The 20,315-nt window shown below is 46.1% G+C and carries 20 protein-coding genes; 9 read left to right on the plus strand and 11 right to left on the minus strand.

The window, feature by feature from the left end:
• The 7 genes from ABD031_RS00610 (at position 1) to trmB (ending at position 6,595) form a co-directional block, all read left to right on the plus strand.
• Positions 1-1,692, plus strand: a complete 1,692-nt coding sequence (locus tag ABD031_RS00610; protein ID WP_343847845.1) for a TonB-dependent receptor — start codon at positions 1-3, stop codon at positions 1,690-1,692.
• Between the two features lie 68 nt (positions 1,693-1,760).
• A complete protein-coding gene (locus tag ABD031_RS00615; protein ID WP_343847846.1) occupies positions 1,761-2,600 on the plus strand; it encodes a hypothetical protein in 840 nt (279 codons plus the stop codon).
• A gap of 1 nt (position 2,601) precedes the next feature.
• Positions 2,602-3,294, plus strand: a complete 693-nt coding sequence (locus tag ABD031_RS00620) for a MotA/TolQ/ExbB proton channel family protein (RefSeq protein ID WP_425542696.1) — start codon at positions 2,602-2,604, stop codon at positions 3,292-3,294.
• A 2-nt stretch (positions 3,295-3,296) separates the two neighbouring features.
• Entirely contained in the window at positions 3,297-3,686 is a 390-nt protein-coding gene (locus ABD031_RS00625; protein WP_343847848.1) for an ExbD/TolR family protein, read from the plus strand.
• Between the two features lie 3 nt (positions 3,687-3,689).
• The gene (locus tag ABD031_RS00630; RefSeq protein WP_343847849.1) at positions 3,690-4,646 is read left to right on the plus strand and encodes an energy transducer TonB; all 957 of its coding nucleotides are present in this window, start codon (positions 3,690-3,692) and stop codon (positions 4,644-4,646) included.
• Positions 4,647-4,648: 2 nt separating this feature from the next.
• Positions 4,649-5,935, plus strand: a complete 1,287-nt coding sequence (locus ABD031_RS00635) for a bifunctional folylpolyglutamate synthase/dihydrofolate synthase (RefSeq protein WP_343847850.1) — start codon at positions 4,649-4,651, stop codon at positions 5,933-5,935.
• The gene (trmB, locus tag ABD031_RS00640) at positions 5,936-6,595 is read left to right on the plus strand and encodes a tRNA (guanosine(46)-N7)-methyltransferase TrmB (protein WP_343847851.1); all 660 of its coding nucleotides are present in this window, start codon (positions 5,936-5,938) and stop codon (positions 6,593-6,595) included. It abuts the gene before it with no gap.
• A gap of 275 nt (positions 6,596-6,870) precedes the next feature.
• Here trmB and ABD031_RS00645 read toward each other — a convergent pair whose 3' ends face one another.
• Genes ABD031_RS00645 through ABD031_RS00660 form a run of 4 tightly spaced genes read right to left on the minus strand, consistent with a single transcriptional unit; the run spans position 6,871 to position 10,761 of the window.
• The gene (locus ABD031_RS00645; RefSeq protein ID WP_343847852.1) at positions 6,871-7,749 is read right to left on the minus strand and encodes a 3-hydroxyacyl-CoA dehydrogenase; all 879 of its coding nucleotides are present in this window, start codon (positions 7,747-7,749) and stop codon (positions 6,871-6,873) included.
• Between the two features lie 5 nt (positions 7,750-7,754).
• On the minus strand, positions 7,755-8,783 hold the full coding sequence (locus tag ABD031_RS00650) for a phosphotransferase family protein (RefSeq protein ID WP_343847853.1): 1,029 nt from the start codon (positions 8,781-8,783) through the stop codon (positions 7,755-7,757).
• Positions 8,776-9,987, minus strand: a complete 1,212-nt coding sequence (locus ABD031_RS00655; protein ID WP_343847854.1) for an acyl-CoA dehydrogenase family protein — start codon at positions 9,985-9,987, stop codon at positions 8,776-8,778. The genes ABD031_RS00650 and ABD031_RS00655 overlap by 8 nt, the downstream gene beginning before the upstream one ends.
• A 6-nt stretch (positions 9,988-9,993) precedes the next feature.
• Positions 9,994-10,761, minus strand: a complete 768-nt coding sequence (locus tag ABD031_RS00660) for an SDR family NAD(P)-dependent oxidoreductase (protein ID WP_343847855.1) — start codon at positions 10,759-10,761, stop codon at positions 9,994-9,996.
• 177 nt (positions 10,762-10,938) lie between these two features.
• Between ABD031_RS00660 and ABD031_RS00665 the strand changes: the two genes are divergently transcribed.
• The gene (locus ABD031_RS00665) at positions 10,939-11,817 is read left to right on the plus strand and encodes a DUF1684 domain-containing protein (RefSeq protein ID WP_343847856.1); all 879 of its coding nucleotides are present in this window, start codon (positions 10,939-10,941) and stop codon (positions 11,815-11,817) included.
• 158 nt (positions 11,818-11,975) lie between these two features.
• Here the strand turns inward: ABD031_RS00665 and ABD031_RS00670 are convergent, their stop codons facing one another.
• The 5 genes from ABD031_RS00670 to ABD031_RS00690 all read right to left on the minus strand — a co-directional run bounded on the left by ABD031_RS00670 (position 11,976) and on the right by ABD031_RS00690 (position 16,749).
• Positions 11,976-12,542, minus strand: coding sequence for a class I SAM-dependent methyltransferase (locus ABD031_RS00670; protein ID WP_343847857.1), 567 nt, complete (start codon positions 12,540-12,542; stop codon positions 11,976-11,978).
• A 213-nt stretch (positions 12,543-12,755) separates the two neighbouring features.
• A complete protein-coding gene (locus tag ABD031_RS00675) occupies positions 12,756-13,421 on the minus strand; it encodes a hypothetical protein (RefSeq protein ID WP_343847858.1) in 666 nt (221 codons plus the stop codon).
• 133 nt (positions 13,422-13,554) lie between these two features.
• On the minus strand, positions 13,555-14,313 hold the full coding sequence (locus ABD031_RS00680) for a response regulator transcription factor (protein ID WP_343847859.1): 759 nt from the start codon (positions 14,311-14,313) through the stop codon (positions 13,555-13,557).
• A gap of 297 nt (positions 14,314-14,610) precedes the next feature.
• Complete coding sequence (locus ABD031_RS00685; RefSeq protein ID WP_343847860.1) at positions 14,611-14,982, minus strand: hypothetical protein; 372 nt, start codon at positions 14,980-14,982, stop codon at positions 14,611-14,613.
• 738 nt (positions 14,983-15,720) lie between these two features.
• Complete coding sequence (locus tag ABD031_RS00690; protein WP_343847861.1) at positions 15,721-16,749, minus strand: sugar phosphate isomerase/epimerase family protein; 1,029 nt, start codon at positions 16,747-16,749, stop codon at positions 15,721-15,723.
• 307 nt (positions 16,750-17,056) lie between these two features.
• Here ABD031_RS00690 and ABD031_RS00695 point away from each other — a divergent pair, with 307 nt between their 5' ends.
• A complete protein-coding gene (locus tag ABD031_RS00695) occupies positions 17,057-17,926 on the plus strand; it encodes a TraB/GumN family protein (RefSeq protein WP_343847862.1) in 870 nt (289 codons plus the stop codon).
• A gap of 232 nt (positions 17,927-18,158) precedes the next feature.
• On the opposite strand, the gene ABD031_RS00700 is transcribed toward ABD031_RS00695, so the two are convergent.
• Both ABD031_RS00700 and ABD031_RS00705 read right to left on the minus strand, forming a co-directional pair.
• Positions 18,159-19,274: a Gfo/Idh/MocA family protein gene (locus ABD031_RS00700; RefSeq protein ID WP_343847863.1), complete on the minus strand. Its 1,116-nt coding sequence runs from the start codon at positions 19,272-19,274 to the stop codon at positions 18,159-18,161.
• A gap of 177 nt (positions 19,275-19,451) precedes the next feature.
• Positions 19,452-20,312 (minus strand): sugar phosphate isomerase/epimerase family protein, encoded by an 861-nt coding sequence (locus ABD031_RS00705; RefSeq protein ID WP_343847864.1) that lies wholly within the window; start codon positions 20,310-20,312, stop codon positions 19,452-19,454.
• Positions 20,313-20,315 lie beyond the last annotated feature (3 nt).

A 20,315-nucleotide genomic window follows, 5' to 3' on the forward strand; every position in this document is an offset into this window, starting at 1 on the left:
ATGAAGAAATTAACTCACATTGCATTGTTTGCAGGAGCCTTGATCGGTGGTTTTGTCACTGCTTCCGCACAGGATCAGCAAAAAAGGGGTGAAGTGCAGGATCAGGAGTTTGTGATCAGAAAAGACCGTGTCCTTACCGTGCCCACCCAGCCTCGGTCGTTTGAGCGGATGCCCATCTTGCCTCAACCGAGCGGCTTGGGTGATTTCAACTATGCGGTAACGCCGTTCTTTTTGAATCTCCCAGCGCTGAATCTCCAACCGACCGCTTTGCAGAAGGACTACAGACAGCCTAAGGTTGATTTGTATCCTGGTTATGTTCGGGCAGGATATGGCAATTTTGACTCTCCGCTTTTGGAAGGCAGGTATATGTCGATCCAAGCGGATCCATTCAACTATGCGCTGAAATTCAAACATCAGGGTTATCGCAAGGGGCCGGTAGCTGACGAGCAAAGTGCGGAGTCTCATACGGTCTTTGGCGCCGATGGAAGCTATTTCACGGAGTTGTTTGAAGTATATGGAGGATTGAACTGGGGTCAGGACAAGTATTCCTTTTACGGAGTAGATCCACGGCTCTTTGAAAATGCTGATGTTCCCTATGAAACTGCCAATAATGTGCTGAACAACGTGCAGGTGAAGGCGGGGATTCGGGATATTGAGAAGACAGGACCTTTTTCCTACGAGGGACAGCTTAGTTTCCGAAACTTTAAAGACAGCTATTTCGCTACTGAGAACGAGATTGGAGTAGAAGCAGGAGGGAAGTTTCGCACAAAATCAGATTGGTCAGGACGAGTGGATGTGGCCTATTTTCACACCAATCCCGTAGATTCTAACTATCAGGCAAAGAGGAATTATTTCTCTGTTCGTCCGAGGGTATCCTATACTTACGAAGCGTTCCGGTTTACCGCCGGATTGAATCTGGTGTCCGAAGACGACTCCATTGCCGACAAATCCAGTGACTTCCACATTTTTCCAGTCATCCAAGCCAGCTATCAGTTTGCCGATGCATTTGGATTCTTTGCAGAATTCTCCGGTGATGTTCAGCGAAACACCTATTTTAGTTTTGTGAATGAAAACCCGTTCCTAGGGCCAAGCCAGCAATTGCTGAACAGGGTGAACAACTATAAAATCGAGGCGGGGATCGAAGGTCAGTTTCAAGAGGCTTTTCACTACCGCGCTGGAGTTAATGTCAGTCGCTTCAATCAGATGCATTTCTTCGTCAATTCGATGGCGGACACTTCGCGATTTGCGATAGTCTATGACGAAAAAACCACCGTGGCCAACATCAATGCCGAACTGGGTTTCAGGATCAGTGAGATGTATTCGCTGGGAAGCCGCTTGGATCTCTACCAATATGATTTGAGTACGCAGGCCGAGGCTTGGCATAGACCGGTTTGGGAAATGAGGATCAATAACCAGTTTACTCCTTTCGAAAAATTGCTAGTTCAGGCAAACCTGAATTTTATGGGGGGCATCAAAGCCTACGGTATTTTTGATCCTCTTGAATTGCCGAATCGACTGGACGTTCCGCTCAAAACCATCGCTGATCTCCAACTCAAAGCAGATTATAAGATCACGGACCGCATCGCGGTTTTTGCCGAAGGCAACAATATCCTAAACGGTCAAAACACCAGATGGATGAATTATCCGGTCAGAGGAATCCAGCTGATAGGTGGCGCTAGCTTTAAATTCTGATAATGTTTGGTGCTCAGGTTGGCCTTTCCCTTCATTTCGGTTAGTTTCGTAGCTTTCCCAATCCAGACATGCCGGAAAACGATTCAGACAAAAAACAGTGGTCAGACCCTAAGGACTATGGGTTGCCTTTTGTAGAGATTATACCGCTTAAGTCCCACACGGAGCCAGACGAAGCGATTGAGGAAGGTAAGATCCCATCTTTGGCAGAAATAGTCGAAGAGGCAATTGATTCCGAAATTCCGCTTGCTCCAAAGCCAATCGACGTGATATCGGTGCCAGAGGAAGTAGAACAACCCCTTCCAACAAAAGCGCCGGCGACTGTTGTGTTTGACAAACCTGCCGAGAAAAAAAAATCCAATGCTTGGGTCTGGGTGGTCGTACTGATTGGTTTGGGAATCGTCGCCGTAATCGTCTGGCAAATCCTTGCAAATAACAAAACTGATAAGGTAGAAACTGTTTTTGAGGTGGTCGAACAGCCTATCCCGAATACCCCAATAGCGGCTCCTGATTCTTCTGCCCAAACCACAGCAACTGATCAAAATCAAGCCCTTGTAAATCAAGACTCTATAGCGATCCCAAGTAATTCAAATCCTAATATTTCCAATCCCACTGAAACTGGTACAACTATTGCCAATAGTGCATCTGGGAATTTGATCCGAGTGGAGTCAAAGGCTGAGCGTCCGCAGTACTTTATTGTGGTGGGGAGTTTACCAAATGAGCGATTGGCAATCGAGGAGGCTGGACAGTATTTTGGACGATCCGCTGAGCTGTTTCTGATTACGCCATACGATGGGGGAAGAAACTACCGACTCGCGCTTTACAGCTTTGGAAGTTTTAGTTTAGCCGCCCAAAAACTCGAAGAGATCAAATCCCAGTACACCGAAGAATTGTGGATTTTGAAATATTAATATGACCCTTCTCCAAACCCTCTCAACTACTGACAGCCTAGCATCCATGGACAGCCTCGCAGCAGGGGCCAGTCCAGACAGTATCGGTCTGCTGGATCTCCTGATCAAAGGCGGATACATGATGATACCGCTGTACCTTCTGTTTATTTTGGCGATTTTTATCTTTGTCCAAAAGCTGATCACCATCAACAAAGCTGCAAAAACACCGGATCATTTGCTCGATCAGGTCAAGGTTTTGGTACAAAGTGGTCAGATCGAAAAGGCCAAGTTGATGTGCGCCGGAGAAAATACCCCGGTGGCCAACATGATCGCAAAGGGGGTAGATCGAATCGGCTCGCCCTTGAAAAATATCGAAGTATCGATTGAAAACGTAGGGAAAATCGAGATCTATAAGTTGGAAAAAAACCTCGGCCTCTTGGCGACTGTGTCCGGTGCCGCACCGATGATCGGGTTCTTGGGAACAGTGACAGGGATGATCCAGGCGTTTATTTCCATCGCACAGGAAGAGGGGATGGTATCTCCAAAATTGCTCTCGATGGGTATCTACGAAGCCATGATCACCACGGCCGCAGGCTTGGTGGTAGGGATTATCGCATATCTGGGCTACAACTACCTGGTAACCCAGGTCTCCAAGTTGGTGCACAACATGGAATACACCTCGGTGGAATTTATCGACCTACTACAGGATAAATAAGTATGGGACTTCAAGCAAAAAATAAGGTAGAATCAGCATTCAGCATGTCGTCGATGACGGACATTATTTTCTTGTTGCTGATTTTCTTTATGCTTACTTCCTCTTTTATCACCCCATCCGGGCTACCTGTGAACTTACCTTCCAGCGAGACTTCGGACATCGTGATGCAGGAGGTGACGGTATCTGTGACCAAAGATCTCCGCTACTCTGTCAATGACAAGATCGTGGGCCGGGAGCAGATCAAATCTGAATTGACGACACTATTGGAGGGAAAAAAAGGTCAGGTGGTTTTGCACATTGACAAGGAAGTTCCCGTTGAATATCTAGTGGAGATTGGCGGAATTGCCGCCGGACTGGAAGCTAACGTTTCCATAGCCACGCAACCGTACTAAGCCATGCAGACCTGGGACGCCGAACAAGTAGAAAAAGACAGCAAACGAAAATCTGCCGTAATTACGGTCGTGATCAATGCGCTATTGCTTTTGGCGTTTTATTTCATCGTTGTATGGCAGGAGCAGATTCCTCCGCTTCCGACTTATGGGTTGGAGTTGAATCTGGGATTTACGGATACCGGTTCGGGTAATCGTAACAGCCCCAATGCACCTTCTGAAACCCCTTCGGAAAGTGTAGAGCAAGCCGCCCCGGGAGAAGTGGCCAAAGCGGTAACCCAACCCGCTACTCCAGCGCCAAGTCCGAAAACTGAAACTGCGAAACCCAAGACTTCTTCAAAACCTGCTGCCAATCAAGCTGTAACTACCCAACCATCTCCAATTAGAGGAGTAGAGAAAGCAGCCGTAGAAAATAAAAAGCCCGAGCCGACAAAGGCTGAACCTACCAAAACTGTCACCACGCCAGCCAAATCGGAAGCCGAACAAACTACTCAAAAAGCTCCTGAGCAACCTAAAATAGATCAGAGAGCGATCTTTGGTGCAGGCGGAACTTCGGGAAAAAGTACGACTCCGGCATCGGGCGGTGCGCAGGGAAGCAGCAATGCTAAAGGCGATGAAGGAAAGCCAACCGGAACGGTCGACGGTCGTGCGATAATGGGAGAAGGGAGTGGTAAAGGAACCAGTTCTGGTGCCGGGTATAGTCTCGATTTGGCCGGCTGGGATTTTGCTGCCAGGCCTAACATCAATGACAGAGTTTCTACCCGAAACGGAAAGATTGTTTTCAAAATCACTATTGACGATGCCGGTCGCGTAGTACAGGCCATTCCACTGGAATACAATGTGTCCAATGATGTCTTGGCCTATTACCGTCAAGTGGTCAATCAGATCAATTTCAAAAAGCAGAGTGGAGCGGCAGCTGATTTTTCTACCGGCAAAATTACCTTTCTGATCAAGGTAGACTAAGAATGAACTACCAGGAGACGCTGGACTATCTTTTCGATGCCCTGCCGATGTTTCAGCGGGTCGGGGCAGCAGCTTTCAAAAAGGATCTCGGTAATACCCTCGCGCTTTGTGCACATCTGGGGAATCCTGAGCGAAAATTCAAATCTATCCACGTTGCCGGAACCAACGGAAAGGGCAGTACCTCACATTCTCTGGCCGCTATTTTTCAAGCAGCCGGATACAAAACCGGCCTCTACACTTCCCCGCATCTCAAGTCATTTACCGAGCGCATCCGCATCGATGGTCAGGAAATAGGAGAGGATGCCGTCGTTCAGTTTGTAGCTGAAAACAAAATGATTCTCGACGAACTCCAGCCTAGTTTCTTCGAAATGACTGTTGGGATGGCCTTTTGGCATTTTGTGAGAGAAAAGGTAGACATAGCCATAGTGGAAGTCGGAATGGGAGGGAAGTACGACAGCACCAATGTACTGCTTCCCGAGCTGTGTGTGATCACCAATATCGGATGGGATCATGTTCAGTTTTTGGGAAATATGCTAGAAGAAATTGCCGGAGAAAAGGCCGGGATCATCAAAGCCGGAATCCCAGTAGTGATCAGCCAAACTCAGGCGGAAACGACAGAGGTTTTTGTTGAGAAGGCAAAAGGGATGAATGCCCCGATTCTATTTGCAGATCAAAAGATCCGCGTCGAGAAAATAGCTTCAGCCGATAACCAAGCCATTTTCTCGGTAGAAAAAGAAAACGAAAAGACCGAGCTGAACTTTGGTTTACTGGGGGATTATCAGCGATTTAATCTGCCGGGGATCTTGGAGGCAGTTGACCAAATGAAAGCTTTGGGATGGGAGATTGGTGAGGAGTCGCTGAAAGTCGGGCTTGCAGAGGTTACGTCCCTGACCGGACTGAAAGGACGATGGCAAATCTTGGGAAAAAAGCCATTGGTCATTGCCGACACTGGCCACAACGAACCCGGTATCCAGGAGATTCTGGCTCAGTTGAAAAAATATTCTTACAAACAACTTTGGATGGTTTTGGGCATGGTACAGGACAAGGACATCGCTAAGATATTGAGGCTACTGCCAAAAGAAGCACGGTATGTATTTTGTCAAGCAGAATTACCGAGAGCCCTGCCGGCGGCGCTGTTGGCTGAAAAAGCCGCCGTTTCTGGACTGAGTGGTGAAATTATCCCGAACGTCAATGCGGCGCTGAACTTTGCCCGAAAAAATGCCGGATCGAATGACCTGATATTTGTCGGAGGCAGTACTTTTGTGGTCGCAGAAATCGACGACCTTTAAATGAGCAGAAAAAAGCTGGTTCGCTTCGCCGAAAACGAAGTTAACCCAAATGTAATCCAGGCCGGAAAACCCATTTTTGAAACCATCAAAGGGCACTGGAACGATTCACAATTCCAAAACGAGAATCCAATTGTAGTCGAGTTAGCCTGTGGACGGGGGGAATTCACGGTTGGTTTGGGTAGAGAATATCCCGGACAGAACTTCATAGGAGTGGACATCAAAGGAAGCCGCATCTGGAAAGGGAGCTCCACCGCGACAGCAGAAGCGATCACCAATGTCGCTTTTTTGAGGACTCAGATTCAGCAGCTTTCGGAGTTTTTTGGCGATGGCGAAATCTCAGAGCTTTGGATTACGTTTCCCGATCCCTTTCCTAGAGATGGTGACGAGAAGCGCCGCTTGACCTCACCGAAGTTTCTGGAGATGTATAAGCCGATGCTCAAGACAGGAGGCATCGTCCACTTCAAGACTGACAATACTGGGCTTTTCGATTACTCGCTGGAATTGGTTCAATCCAGATCCGATATTGAGGTTTTGGCTTTCACGCACGACTTCTATCAGAGCGAGATGAAAGATGATCATCACGGGATCAAGACCAAGTACGAAAAGTTGTTTTCGGACAAAGGGGAGAAGATCAAATATCTGAAATTCAGGTTTGTTTGACCGTTCGGCCTAGCGGGACGGGGTTAGAAACAATTTTTCGATAAGGTTAGAACGATTTTCATTGCGCTGGCAATTAATCTGTGTTTCCAAAAGACATTGCTGTGCCATCGCTGGTTGAGTTGCCAATCTTTTGACCAGAGGTTAAAACCCCGTTCGAGGAGTGGCTACTAAGCCGCCACTCCTAAGGGCTTTTTAGTGATTGCCCTCAGACTGCGGTCTATTGTCGTTATCCACTTTTCCCAAAACTCACCCGCAAAAAAATGGAGGAGGAAAGATTACATGATGAATTCCGGCTTTTTAAATTCCGGATTGGGGTAGGAATAAAAACCTTCACCTGCCTTTTCTCCCAATTTACCCTTGTCCAAATAAGTCTTCAGAAGTGCTGCGAAAGCTTGGGAATGCCGATCAGGCAAGGCGCTGATGATGTGCCAGGCGGTATCGAGACCAACTGAATCCATGATCCCAAACGGCCCCATGGGCATGTGGAAATTGACCATCCAAGCGCGGTCGATATCCTGAAAGGACGCAACCTCTCTGTTTAAGAGCTTTGCGGCAGCACCGAGCAGCGCCAAAAGAAGGGTATTGAATAAGTAGCCGGGATTTTCCTTTTTCAGGATGATGGGCACCTGATTGAGCTTTCTCCCCAGATCTTCCAAAATCGGAATTATACCTGGGTCAGTGTCCGAATGTGGCATGATATCTACTACACGAGAGTAAAACACATCATGAAAGTGAAAGGCGCAGAACTTCTCCTGTCTGCCACTTTCCTCTGCAAACATGGACGCCAGCAGGTAGGAAGTGTTTGTGGTGAAAATCGTCTTTTCAGGGGCAATCGCTCCAAACTGTCGCCATACTTTCTTCTTGACCTCCAAGTCCTCCGTCACGCTTTCGCTGATGACGTCGGCGTCTCTTACTGCTTCTTGAGGATCAAGTGTAAACCGAATTTTCGCGGGAAATGAAGCATCTATATCTTCCCGAATCTGCCCGGCTCGATGAAGATGTGACAAAATCTTTTGCATTGTCGTCAGCGAAAAGTCCAGCGCCTTTTGCTCAATATCATACACCACCACGTCGAAACCGGAAAGTGCGGCCTGTAAGGCTATCCGCGTTCCCAAATTGCCGGCTCCTAAGATGCAGATGTTTTTAATGTCCATATTTCTTAGATTTTTTCGGTGAGGATCGCGTTTTCGGCTTTTTTCCCAGCAGCTTCCACGACCTGAATCAATGCCCCAAAGCGAGGGTCATTGGTATAGCCGAGCAAAAATCGCTTATAGATCTGCTGCGCAATCACAGCTACTTTATATTGGCCGAAAACGTAGTAAAACAAGATGTTGCCGAGGTCAAAAGGAGTACGAGAATTATAATAGGCGATCACTTCGGCTCGGGAGAGATTACCCGGAAGATGCGTCAGGTTAAACATCTTGAGAATCTCCGGATCGTCGGCCTGTGCCCAGTATGCCAAGGAAGTACCCAAGTCCATCAGCGGATCGCCGACAGTCGCCATTTCCCAATCGAGGACAGCCCTGATTTCAGAGAGGTTCTGCGGGTTCAGTACCAGGTTGTCATACTTGTAATCGTTGTGGATAAAACCGACGTTTTCCTTCTGCGGAAGGTTTGCTTTCAGCCAAAGGGCAACTTTTTCCATTTCCGGCAGCTTGTCGGTTTTCGCTTGTTGATAACGATCCACCCAGCCATGCACCTGTCGACTGACGTAGCCCGTTGGTTTCCCCAAGTTAATCAAGCCTGAACGGTTTAGCTCCAGCAAGTGGAGTTCGATTAAGCTGTCGAGTGTGTTTTTGGATAGCGTCTCGAAATCTTCCTGCAAGATCTTTATTCCCTGAGGTAGCTTGTTTCGCAACACAAGTCCGTCCACAAACTCCATGATCAAAAAGGGGACTCCAATTAAATAGTCCTCTTCGAAAAGCAGGATGGGTTTTGGAGACTTTCGATAGCCCGCCATCAGGAGTCCATCCAAAATCTGGCTTTCCCTGACCATATCGTGGGCTTTGGCGGCGACCTCACCAAAAGGCGGCCGCCGAAGTGCAAACTTCCCTTCAGGAGTCTTTAGCAAAAAAGTCAGGTTGGAATAGCCTCCAGAGATCGGACTGATCTCAACAGCATTACGATCCCAGGAGAATCTCTTTTCCAGATGCTCTTTCAGTCTCGTAAAATCCACTTCATCACCCATTGCTCCTATATTTTTTCAGTATGCTTCGTGCCAAAGCCGATTTGTGTACTTCATCCGGTCCATCATAGATTCTTGCTCCCCGCTCGTGGCGGTACCAAAAGGAGAGTAGGGTATCGTCCGTTATTCCCAGTGCTCCATGCACTTGGACTGCCCGGTCGATCACTTTCATCATGACATCGGCCACAAAGAATTTGATCGTCGAGATATCTTCCCGAACGGCTTTGGCGCCGAATTGCTCCATCTTCACCGCCGTATCCATGACCATCAGTCGGCTGGCCTTGATCTCAGCACGGCTCTCTGCAATCCAGTTTTGGATCGTCTGTTTTTCAGCCAAAGGTTTCCCAATGTCAAGTTGGCGACTCACGGCTCGCACGCACATCATTTCAAAAACCCGCTCGCAAATCCCTATCCAGCGCATGCAATGATGGATGCGACCTGGGCCGAGTCGCTCTTGGGCCAAGGAGAATCCTTGTCCTTCGACTCCGATTAGATTTTCGGCGGGCACGCGGCAATCTTCAAAGCGGATTTCAGCATGGGAAAGGTAATCCTCGCCGGCGTCTCCCATGATGGGAATGTTTCGGATGTGCCTGAAACCCGGAGTATCCAAAGGTACGATCAGCATACTTGCGCGCTGGTGTGGGGACCCGGCATCTGGATTGGTCACGGCCATGACGACGGCAAACGCCGCTCCGTCGGCAGAGGTGGTAAACCATTTGTGTCCGTTGATCCGGTAGGAATCGCCCTCTCGGACAGCAGAAGTACTGAGATTCACCGGATTGCTTCCTGCATGATCCGGCTCAGTCATGGCAAAGCAGCTTCTGATTTTACCACCCTGCAGCGGTTTGAGCCAAGTTTTCTTCTGATGCTCCGAACCGAAAAGATGAAGCAATTCCATGTTTCCGATGTCGGGAGCTTGGCAATTGAACACGTAGTGGCCAATGGGGCTTTGTCCCAAGATCTCCGAAACCTGAGCAAACTGAACGAGATTCAAACCGAGACCGCCGTCTTTTTCAGAAAGATGAGGAGCAAAAAGTCCAAGGCTTTTGGCCTTGGATCTTAACGATTCCAGTTGAGGAAGGCGTGTTCGAAATTGCCCGGTAACAATTTCCAGGTCTATGGGGAAAAGGTTTGCGTGGACGAAATCCCGGTATTGATCCAGGAGAACAGGTAACTTTTCCTGAGGGAAATTTTGGGTGGAATGCATTGGAACCTAGATCGTAAATCCTCCATCAGCGCTGAAAACACCTCCGGTAGTGTAGGAGGATGCCGAAGCTGCGAGAAACAGCGCCATCAGGCCGATCTCTGCGGTCGTCCCCGTTCTTTTGATTGCCAGCTGTTGCAAAATTTTGGTCATGGTTTTATCATTGGACCAGAGAACTTCTGAAAATTTGGTTTCGATCAGGCCCGGGCAAATAGCATTTACTCGGATTTTTGAATCACCCCATTCTTTTGCATAAACCTTTGTAAGAGAAAGCAGTGCGGCTTTTGACACCGAATAAATACCCAAATTTGCCTCGGGTGAGATACCGCCGACTGAACTGATATTGATCACGGACGCGCCTGATGACCTTCTCAAATACGGGTAGCAAAGGCGGCATAATTCATAGGGAGCTTTGACATTCACAGCCATGATTTTGTCAAATGCCTCCAAACTCGTCTCGTGGATTAAGCCGAAAACCGGATTGACGGCGGCGTTGTTAACCAAAATATCGATGGTACCGTATTTTGCCACGGTCTGCTCCACTAAACTTGGCAGCTCAGACATATTGCTGACGTTGCATTCGATACCGGTGGCTTCATACCCTTGAGATTTAAGAAAATTTGCCCTTTCATCCAGCGTTTGCTGTCTGCGGCTGCTGATGACTACTTTGGCTCCGGCCGCGGCAAAAATCTCCGCAATGCCAAAACCGATACCTTTACTTGCTCCTGTGATGAGAGCAACTTTTCCATCTAAAGAAAAAACTGAGGATAAATCCATGATTTAGGGGTTGTTTTATATCTTCAAGATAGGAAAATTGACATTTCGGATAGCCATTTTTTGCTTCATTAAAATATGATTTTTATCTCTTTGGAACTTGGAATGTAATTCACTTCCAAGTTATTTGCACAGGTTCCAATTGAATTTCAACTTTTCATCAACCTGTTATCCAGCTCGATGCCTTCCTACCTATTGCAAATTTCCCTGATGGTACTCCTGGTGAAAAGCACCACAGTAATAGCCCAAAATCCTGATTTTGAGCAATGGAAGCGGGAGCGAAATGCAGAGATAGTTGCCGAAGATGGTTGGCTGAATCTCGCAGGTCTGCTTTGGCTCGAGTCGGGAGACACGCATTTAATACCAATAGGGAAGGATAGTCTTGCACTCGCGCAAAAAGCGTCAAAAAAGGAACTCGGTAAATTCCAGGTTGGCAATGACACGGTATTGTTTATTGCTGCCAAAAGAAAAAAGGTCTTCGCCGAGGGGAGGCAAGTAGCAGAACTACTGCAATATCCGCTGGAGAAAAATGGGCAGTACATCTACCTCAACTCAGGCCGCTGGAAATGGTCGGTGATCAAGCGGGGGGATCGCTATGGGGCCAGGATTAGAGATCTGCAACATCCTGCTCTGGAGAATTTTGAACCGATTCCCACTTATGACTACGATTCAAACTGGAAATTCAAGGCCTTTTTCGAACCTCGATTCAATGAATTCATCAATATCACCAATGTGCTGGGGCAGGTGATTGAATGGCGGGTGATGGGAATTCTCACCTTTGAGATCGATGGTAAAAGGCAATCCCTCATTACCCTGGAGGACCTAGGAAAGCTTTTTGTCATCTTTTCAGATGAGACCAACGGAAAGGAAACCTATCCAAGCGGTCGGTATCTCTATGTGGATTTTCCGGATAAAAGCGGAAACACAACGATCGATTTTAATTTTGCTTACAACCCGCCCTGCGCATTCACCGCGTTTGCGACCTGTCCGATTCCTCCGAAAGAAAACCGCCTGGATTTTGAGATTGAAGTGGGAGAGAGGATGCCGGAGGGTCATTGAGAGTTGATTTAGTCAAACTTAAGTGCAAGGCAGTTGCGTTCCGACCGAACCCGAGAAGGAACTGAATAGATCTTCTATTTCAAGAAAGAGTTGGAATTGCGGTTTCATGTTTACCTTTGAAGGCCGCAGGAAAACCTAGTTTTTGTCATAGTGTTTTTCTATTTCTCAACAACTATCATCCTGTATTCTGTTTCAGATTTTTGTCCGCTTACACTGTCTTCAAATGTGTATTTAAAGTTCTTTTCGACTAATCGTATTCGTGTATTTTCAGAGTCAATTGACTGGTTGAGAACTTGGACCTTATTTCCTATGTCTTGGATGCAAACAATTAGAAGACTTCCCTTTTTTAAATCTGCAACAATACGCTTGATCAATCCCACTTCCTTTTCCTTGTCTTTTTTGGTGAAATGAAGCATGCTGTCAAGAAGGATAATGTCGAATTCGACAAATTGGTCAAAAGCATAAATGTCTCCGACCTGCCCAATTAAACTTAAGTTTTCAGTTTGACCGATTTGGTTCATTTGGTCAATTCCAACTTTTGAGTTGTCAATTCCCAAAACCTCATATCCAAGTCGAGCCGAAACTATTGCGTCTCTACCTTGTCCGCAACCCAAGTCAAGTAACTTTCCTTTTTTAGGGTATTCTGCCAAAAAATCGACTAGTTCGGGATAAGGTTCTCCGAATAAATTTTCTGTCTGATAATATTTGTCATAGGTTGCTGTCATTCGGTTTTTTAATTTAGACACACGCTTTAGCTAAGATACGTGGAGATTTCGAAGTACGTTTCTTACCTAAACCGTGGCGAACTAACTTATGAAATACTAAGCTAGCTTTCAGTTCGTCTCGCCCCATGTTTTCTCAGGTTTTTTTAGGTGATGGACGTTACTTCCTCTTTTTTAGTGTTTCGAGATAAAATACTATTTTACTATTCCTACATACTAAAATTGAAAACCCACAAAAAACCAAATACTGTTATCGATTAGATTGCTGTTAACGGTGGTATCTCCAAGTTTTGTTTCTATAATGGGATCAAGATTGAATCTAAGTGGAACAGAAAGTCTGTAATACAAACCTTTTACCTTAAAAAATTCTGTTTCAGTAAAGCTGATGGCAGTCCCTATTGTAAAAGAGGACTTTTCCAGCTTTTCGTTAAGAATTGTATGCGTATATTCATTATCATAATACCCTACAGAAGGGGCTATATAAAGACCCTTGGTAATGACAGGAAAGTCATAAAACAATTCAACCCCAACTTGCTTTCCTGTCACGTTTTCACCATCCACAGCTTTTGCAAAATCAGTTGACAAATGCTTTTCGGATAAATATAGATTGGTGTAAGAAAGTCTTAAAAGGTGGTCATTTTTAAATCGAACACCAACCTCGAAACCTAGGGATTTAAATTGGTTGAACATAGCTTCCCCGAAGTCATATGCAATAAAGTACTTCGTTTTTTTATTTTGGGTTGAATCAGTAGAAGAACTGGAGGAATAATTTTGGAAAAAAAATTGTCCTTCAGACGCTGAGGAACGGAATGCCAAATCTTTGGCGTTTAGTCGAAAGGAATAAATCCCAATAAATGCGATAAGTAATAATTTGTGCTTCATGGTCTAAATATTTGAAGCAAAATTATTAGAGATGTGAAGAGCTCACAATCGGGCAAGAGTAGGATTCAAGCGTAAAAAGAGAATTTCATACAAAAGTATGAGCATTGATAATGAGTCAGTTGTATTTTTTTTTTTACCTAAGTAAGTTTGCCAGTTCATTTCGGGTTTTTACACCGCATTTTTTGTAGACGTTACTTGCATGGGTTTTTACTGTAGGGGTTGAAATGAAAAGCTGGTCAGCAATTTTCTGATAAGTCAAACCCTTGCGCAGTAGAGTGGCAATTTCTTGTTCTCTTTCTGTAAGTGCATAGTTCTTAAACCGCTGTTCGTCGGGTGCCAAATCATTTTTAATCAATGATAGCCTTTGTAAGTCGTCATAAATTTTTCGAATGGCCAATGCCGTAAAAGCAATGTATAATAGAAACCCAATTTGAAATTGTTGATACTCATTTTCAAAAGCAAAGTGAAAAATCAGGTATGTGGGCGTCAGAGTTAAAAAGATTAAAGCAAAAACGTTGTTTGATTTCTCAAAATGCTGAAATCGTCGAATAGGTTTTGTTTGCCTCGTAATCAGCATTGATAGGACTACTGAAACAATTAAAAATACAACTACCGCCCATTGTGCAAACATTATATTACCCAATGGTTTTGAGGTTGTTACAAAAGCGGCCAACATTACTGAAATCCCAACATAAATTTTTTTAAATTTAACCGGAATCGAATGTTTTTGTTGGCTTAGTGTATCCAAAAAGGTAAAGACAGCTACCAAAATCATGCAAAGCAACGTTGAAAGGGTTGACGTTTCTTCCGCTGGAAATAAAGGGGAAACACTTATTGAGATTAATAGTAGTAATAGTGAGATTGTTAGCCCAATGGTTTCCCAGTTTTCCATTTTCTTTTTGTAACATAGTATCTGAAGAAACAAAGAAATTGTTAAAGCCGTGTAGGTCAAAATAAGTATGATATATTCAAATTGAAGCACCTTTCTTTTCTATTAATTTTCAGCAAATATCATGGTAATATTCATTTCTGTATCGGGTCGGCTTGCATACAACGGTGAAGGATAAGAGAAGGAGGGAGTTAATACCGTTTCACTCTGCGTCATAAATAAAGTTAATAAATTTTGAATTTAGCATTTTCCACCCACCAGCTTTCAGCCAATGTTGACACCTGTACATTTTTATTCATATTAAATCTGCTCTATTGATTTTCTGTACATTCTAAAAAACAGGAAAGGCAAAAATCCGAACGCAATTATTAATATCCCTATAACAACTAATAGAGAGCCGTGTTGCATTCCGCTTGTCCTTAATATGATACCTAAACCGGTTACAATTGCACCACTGAAGCCCAATATGGATTTGATGTTTTCGGATAAAGCTCTACCCAAGTTCATTTTATATCTATTAATAGCTAGCATTGGCAAAAAGAGGAGTAAAAAGCAAATCATCCCAAAAGTTAACATGTCTCCTCCAGCTTTCCAGTTTAAATATTTAAATAACCACCCTATGGTCATGCTCATAGAGGAAAAAAGACCAATTAAATGCATAATTTTTTTCATAGTAATTATATTTTTGGAGTTTAACGTCAAGAGTTTTAGACGCAATCCGCGCAAAAAAGAGAGCTAGCGGGAAGAGGGCTTTCCGGATTACGATTAATACGGTGTTGAACAGCCTGTCCCGACCGGATTTTTCTCAGGATCGGGGAAGCCATGGTCTGCGATGGGCATTCCTTTTTTTCAGCTTGGTGGGGGCTGACCTTCATTTGTGTTCTGGATTTGGAGGGGCGTTGTTTTCGCTCTTTATTGATCAGATATTTCACAGGGATGTTTTCCGCGAGTTTGAACCTAATTTTCTCTGGGACGCTAGGCTTCCCAAGATAGTAGGATTTAGTGTCTCAAAGAACTGAATCTTTGGGTTTTAGTCAGGTGCTGTTACTTTTTTCAGTGTTGGGTCGTAGATCATTTTTCCTTCCAAACACAGGGATAGGCGAAAGCTTGGTAAATGAAACTCGGCCTAACGTTCCTATGTTACGAATAAACCTGGATCCGACCTTTTTTGCTACCGACCAGACGTTCCTGCGGAACGAACAAACCCGAAGTCTCCATTTAATAAACTGATGACGAATCGTCTACTATGTTGCCGCCATCGGTAGCGAAGTGTGTAAATCCGTTCTCAAGCTCTTGACATCGAACACACTGAAGGCTGAATATCTGAGGTCGAAGTAAAAAACCTGTCAACCGCAGTCCAAACCGTTAAAAAAAAAAACCGAGCCAAATACTGACTCGGTTTGAAAAGGCTTAGCCAAGTGCCTTGCGGCAGAACTCCACACATTTCTGAACTTCCTTCACGGCGTCGGACCCTTCGGGAACCTGATATTCCAGCTCGATGGTTGCCGGGAATTTGTATTTATTCTTTTGCATGAGCTTGAGCATATCGCCGATGGGGGTGTCGCCGCTGCCCCAAGCGACATTGCCTTTACCATTTGCGGGTGTCTGGCGGTCTTTGGTATGCATGCTCAGGATTCTGCCATGCTGCTTTTCAATCAGTTGAAGCAGGTCGCTGTGTCCAGCCGCGATGTAATGACCGGCATCTAGGTTCAGTCCGTTGTTTGGACTTTGCGTCAGCGCAGTATCCCAAAAGGTAAACGTCTCCTGTTCGTGTCCATGATAGCCGACATTCATCTTGTTTTTCTCACCCAGTTTTCCCAATCGGAGGGTTTGAGCGTCGTCAGATGGATGCTCCAGGGTCACGTGGCTAGCCCCCAGCGCTTTCGCTGCTTTCATTCCGTAGGCTACCTCCAAGTCAGAATTATTCTTTCCAAAAGCGCTGGGTTTGAAGGCATAGATCGTCACACCCGCATCCTTATACATCTTGCGGATCTGCTCAAATTTCTTCATATCGGCCGTAGCTCTCCAATCAGCCACCGTCTTGGTGTAGGCCTGTGCTTGCTGCTGGAGTTCGGTCAGTTCTTTGGTTTCGTCATCGGTCAGGGTCTCACCTCTGCGCTGCTTGCCGCCGAGCTGAAAAGTGCGCATCCGGTCAAAGGTAGGCTTGGGCATGCCCGCAAAAGACTCCGCAGGATCTCCCATCAGCTCGATGGAGGAAAGTCCAGAGTCCACGACGTACTTGAGCGTGGCTTCGGCGCTTTGGTCCGGCAGCGATCGGAATGAATAGGTGATGCATCCGATTTGTACACCGTTGATCTCGGAATTCGGTTTATTTAAGGATTTAATCAGTGCAGGAGCGCCTTGCAACCAAGATGGTGCGAGTGCAAGTCCTGCAATGCCGAGTGCTGATTTTTGGAGAAATTCTCTTCTGTTTTTCATGTGTTTATAATTTGATTATTTGAAAACACATGGAATCTTGCTTCGAATAATCAACTCGCTTTGGGTTGTTTGTGAAGGCTCGATTTCATGGTTAAAATGGGTTTGAAAGAGTAGAAATTCAAATTATGATTTTTTATTTTTTAATCCTGCTGATTTTGATTTAAGTCCATTTTCCGCGGTTTAGCTGGCAAAATTATGTTGTGAATTTACGGGGCATCAGCTGTCCTCTGACTCTTGGGAAGTAGAACCGGGGCTTGCTGAAAATCCGTTTTTTTGCATAATCTTGACAAGCTAATCCTACCAAACCATGCCGACTGTTTTGTTAAAGAAATTGGTTTTATTACTTCATGTCCTACTTTTCATCTGGTTACCGTCTTTCGGTCAGGACAATTCGCTGTTGTGGAAGGTAAGTGGCAATGGCCTGCAGGGGCCTTCCTACCTTTTCGGAACAATTCATTTGATCTGTAAGGAGGATTTTCGGATAGCAAATCGTGTTGAGGAGGCCTTTGAAGCGAGTGAAAAGATCGTGATGGAACTCGACATGAGTGATCCAAAACTCCAGAGTAAGATGCAAGGCCTTTCCTTGAATCCGGGCATGAAAAACATCTCCGAGGATCTCGACGCAAGCGAAGTAAAGTTGATCAACGACTTTCTGAGGGAATCCTACGGTGTAGGGCTTGAGCAATTGGGCATCCTCAAGCCTTTTGTGCTAAGCACGATGGTGCTGATGAAATCTTTCCCCTGTGAGGAGTTGGAAGGGTATGAGGTGAGTTTCACTTCCAAAGCGATGGAGTCGCAAAAGCCGATCATAGGGCTGGAAACACCGGAATTCCAGCTCGGTATCTTCGATCAGATCCCCGCCGAAATCCAACTCAGTGAATTGATCAAGATAATTCAGGACCAGTCCGCCGCGGATGATTTTCGGCAATTGACAGCGGCTTATCTGCGAGAGGATACCGAAGCACTCTATGACCTGATGGTTGCAGAGGCCATGATGGCGGAGTATCGGGAAGTCTTGCTGGACAATCGTAATAAGGCTTGGGTTTCGATTCTTGCCAATGAGATGGTGGCCCAATCCCTGTTTGTTGCTGTAGGTGCCGGACATTTGGGAGGCGATCAGGGCTTGATTTCATTGCTTCGCAAAGCGGGATATCAGGTGGATCCGATCCGGGATTAAGTTGCTCTTATCGGGAGTCTGTTTGGTGGAAAATCATTGTGATTGAATGTCTTTTTCGGCACCGTCAATGGGCTTCACACTGGTCTGTACCTGACAAAGCTAAACTAAAGATCAGCTCAGCTTCTGGAGAAGGAGGACAACGATACGTTTTGCAAAAAAAACTGCCAGGCTTAGAAACCCGGCAGGCAGTTGAATGGGAGATAAAATGGATAGAATTGAGAATTGAAAATGTTTAACCCTTCAGCGTAAACTCTGGCAAATGCTTGATCTTGCCGCCTTCCATCGCAGACTCGTGAGCCAAGATTCCTACGCAAGTAATGTTGGCGGACTCGCGGGCATCAGGGTAGGGAGCTCGTTCTTCTGTCAAAGCATTCAGGAATTCATTGACCAGGTGCGGGTGGGAACCGCCATGTCCCGATCCCTGGATAAATGACAGGTGCTGGTTGTCGTCGCCATCGTACACGCCAGCGGTGGTGAATCCTGCAATCTCCGAAGGCAACAAATGAGCAAAATCCGGTATGGTCACCTTGGATGGAGTTTCGCCGGTATGGATCACCGAGTCCTCATGCTCGATCAGGGTCCACTCAAAGGACTTTTTGGAACCATATACGTCAAAGCTCTCCCGGTACTGTCGGGCGGTGTTGAAGAGGGAGCGGGTGACCTCTGCGGCTAAATCTGAGTTTCTCAGTTTGATATGGCAGGTTTCGATGGCAAAGGGAGAACCGTATTTTGGGATCAATTCCTCATCGATCCGGCCTGATCCGAGGCAAGAAACATACTCGGCTTGCCCTTTTGGTAAAGCCAAGACAGGTCCAACGCAGTGTGTAGCGTAGTGCATGGGAGGGAGGCCTTCCCAGTAGCCAGGCCATCCAGCCATTTCCTGCTGGTGGGAGGCCCGTAGAAACTGGATCTTGCCCAACTCACCCTTCTCATACATTTCCTTTACGAAAAGAAATTCCCGGCTATAGATCACCGTCTCCATCATCATGTAAGTCAGGCCCGTTTTCTCGGTCAGCTCCACGATCTGACGGCAGTCTTCTACGGAAGTAGCCATGGGAACGGTGCAGGCCACGTGCTTTCCGGCTTTCAGGGCCTTAATCGACTGCTCCGCGTGATTTTGGATGGGCGTATTGATATGGACTGCATCGACGTTGGGGTCCTTCAGGAGCTCGTAGTAGTCGGTGTAGATTTTTTCGATGCCGAACGCCGTACCTATTTCGTCGGCCTTTTCTTTATTTCTCTGGCAGATCGCATACATGTTGGCGAGGGGGTGTTTTTGGTAGATCGGGATAAATTCCGCTCCAAATCCCAGTCCGATGATGGCGATGTTGATTGGTTTACTGCTCATTGCGTGGTTTTATTAAGGGTTAAAAATGATTAGATGATGGACCGATGTTAGGTGTCAGGTGACCGATGCTTAACCGCCCGTCTCTCTTGATCTTGGTTCTAAGGTCTCGTTTCTTGGTTCTTAGTTCTAGTTTCTTGATACTATGACTATGCCTGAAAATGGTTGTCACTAACTACTCTATTCCTCCGACCATTTGCGAAGGAATTCCAAGCCATCTTTGGCAAAGCCATCCTGAGAGGGCGCGAGTGGCTTCCAGATGCAGACTGCCCCGGCCAATTCCTTGATCTCCGGAGTGAAGCTCTCGATGGATACATAGCCTTTGTAATCCACCGCTTCCAAGCCGCGCTTCCAGGCGGCCCAATTGGTTTGACCGGTGCCCGGAGTACCTCGGTAGTTTTCGGACACTTGCACATGGATCAACTTGTCGCCGACGGTCTTGATGGCATCCTCAATGCTCGGTTCCTCGATATTCAAGTGAAAACCATCCAAGAGGCCTTTGGCTTGGGGCTCGTTGATGTCGTCGATCAGCTGCTTGAGTTCGGCCGCAGTATTGATCAGGTCAGTCTCGAAGCGATTGAGCGTCTCGATGGCGATCTCCAGGCCATGTTTTCCGGCGGTAGTACACACTTTACGAAGATTGGTCACCGCTCTGTCCCATTCGATCTTCTTTTGCTCAGGAGAGACCAGTCTTGCTTTGCCCACGGCTGAATACATGGGGCCGGCTACGAAGCCAGCGCCAAGTTCCGAGGCGATTTCAAAGCATGCATCCAGGTAATCAAAGCAGGTCTGGTGATAAGAGGGATCCTCGTTCGTAAGGTCTCGACTTGGCCCGAAAGCTCCGCAGATAACGGGGTGGAGCCCGTTATCCGCAAGTGCTTTCTTTACCCAATCTATTTCTATCAAAGTCGGATCTTCCACCGGGATTTCCACCGCATCGTAGCCGTAGCTTTTGATTTTAGGAAAAAGTGAGACAGTCTCCCTGTTGAATGGTGAGGTCCACAACCAGGTGCTGACCGCAAATTTCACGTCTAATGCCATGGA

The organism is Algoriphagus jejuensis (assembly GCF_039523455.1).
GTDB lineage: Bacteria > Bacteroidota > Bacteroidia > Cytophagales > Cyclobacteriaceae > Algoriphagus > Algoriphagus jejuensis.